General features: G+C 67.3%; 2 protein-coding genes. Both read left to right on the top strand.

Translation table 11 applies throughout. The features are described from left to right. Positions 1-476 (top strand): FtsX-like permease family protein (locus IV098_RS12610; protein WP_296889585.1); only part of this gene is annotated, 476 nt, incomplete at its 5' end. Next, complete coding sequence (locus IV098_RS12605) at positions 473-1,672, top strand: ABC transporter permease (RefSeq protein WP_296889583.1); 1,200 nt, start codon at positions 473-475, stop codon at positions 1,670-1,672. The genes IV098_RS12610 and IV098_RS12605, both read left to right, overlap by 4 nt. Positions 1,673-1,795 lie beyond the last annotated feature (123 nt).

Below are 1,795 nucleotides of genomic sequence, written 5' to 3'. Positions count from 1 at the left end.
TGCTGACGCAGCGCCACGACGGCGAGGAAGACGTCACCGTCATCACCCAGGACGCCGTGCTCGCCACCTTCGACCGCATCCTCTCCGCGCTGACGCTGGCAGTGGCCGGCATCGCCGCGATCAGCCTGGCGGTGGCCGGCGTCCTGGTGATGAACGTGATGCTGGTGGCGGTGGCGCAGCGCACTTCTGAAATCGGTTTGCTGAAGGCCATCGGTGCACCCGCCGCCGACATCCGCCGGCTGTTCTTCGCCGAGGCGCTGTGGCTGTCGCTGGCCGGAGGTGGGCTCGGCTTCGCGCTCGGCCATCTCGGCAGCTGGGCGATCCGGCTGGCCTATCCCACCCTGCCGGCCTGGCCACCGGTGTGGGCCAGCGTCGCCGGCATCGCCACCGCCTTGATTACCGGCATTGTCGCCAGCCTGCTGCCCGCCGCGCGCGCAGCCCGGCTCGATCCGGTGCGGGCATTGAGCGGAAAATGACCCTGCTCGACACCCTGCGCTACGCCCGCACCGCGCTCACCGCACACCCGCTGCGCACGCTGCTGTCGATGTCGGGCATCGCGATCGGCATCACCGCGGTGATCCTGCTGACGTCCATCGGCGACGGCATTCACCGCTTCGTGCTGGCCGAGTTCACCCAGTTCGGCACCAACATCCTCACCGTCACCCCCGGCAAGACCCGCACCCACGGCACCTCGGTTGGCTCGATCGGCAGCGCGCGCCTGCTCACGGTAGACGATGCGCTGGCGCTGAAGTCTTCGCGCTACGTGCAGTACACCAATGCCGGGGTGATGGGCAACGCGGAAATTCGCGCCCAGGGCCGCAGCCGGCGCGTCACGGTGTACGGCGAGGGGCCCGACTTTTCGCGCGCCTTCAACATGCGGGTGGCAGTCGGTCAGTTCCTGCCTGCCGACGATCCGCGCAACCCGCGCGCCTATGTGGTGCTGGGATCGAAGGTGCGCAACGAACTGTTCGGCAGCGCCAACCCGCTCGGCGCCACCCTGCAGGTCGGCTCATCGCGCTTCCGCGTCATCGGCGTGATGGAACCCAAGGGGCAGGTGCTCGGCTTCGACCTCGACGACACGGTTTACATTCCCACCGCGCGCGCGCTCGAAGTCTTCAATCGCGAAGGCGTGATGGAAATCCACATCGCCTACCGCCCCGGCGCGCCGCTCGACGCCGTCGTCGCCGATACCCATCGCATCCTGCTTGCCCGCCATGGCCGCGAGGATTTCACCTTGACGCCGCAACAGCAGATGCTCGAAACGCTCGGCACCGTGCTGGACGTGCTCACCTTCGCCGTCGCCGCGCTCGGTGGTATTTCGCTCTTGGTCGGCGCGGTCGGCATGGTCACGCTGATGCACATCGCGGTCGCCGAACGCGTCGCCGAAATTGGCCTGCTCACCGCACTCGGCACCACGCGGGCACAGATCCGCACCCTGTTTTTAATGGAATCGACCTTGCTCGCCAGCCTCGGCGGCATCGGCGGCTTGGCGCTCGGCGCCGGGATCGCCGGCCTGCTGAAAACCACCGTCAGCGGCCTCCCGGTCAACATCCCGTGGGACTACGCGATCGGTGCGCTGATTGCGTCGGTGCTGATTGGGTTGGCAGCCGGTGTAGTGCCGGCCTTGCGCGCGGCGCGGTTGAATCCGGTGGAGGCATTGCGGGCGGAGTAATTGGCGTTTGCCTTGAAATCTAAGCTGCGCGAATCCAATCCGTCACCACCGCACTGGTTTTGACCTATCTCCCCTCTCAGCCCCGCCGGAAATTGAGCCTGCCGGGTGGATCAGCGGCAAAGG

The organism is Thiobacillus sp., from assembly GCF_018780105.1.
In the GTDB taxonomy this organism is placed as follows: domain Bacteria; phylum Pseudomonadota; class Gammaproteobacteria; order Burkholderiales; family Thiobacillaceae; genus Thiobacillus.
The sequence above is the reverse complement of the archived record's forward strand: the minus strand, read 5'-3'. Positions and strand labels throughout refer to the sequence as shown.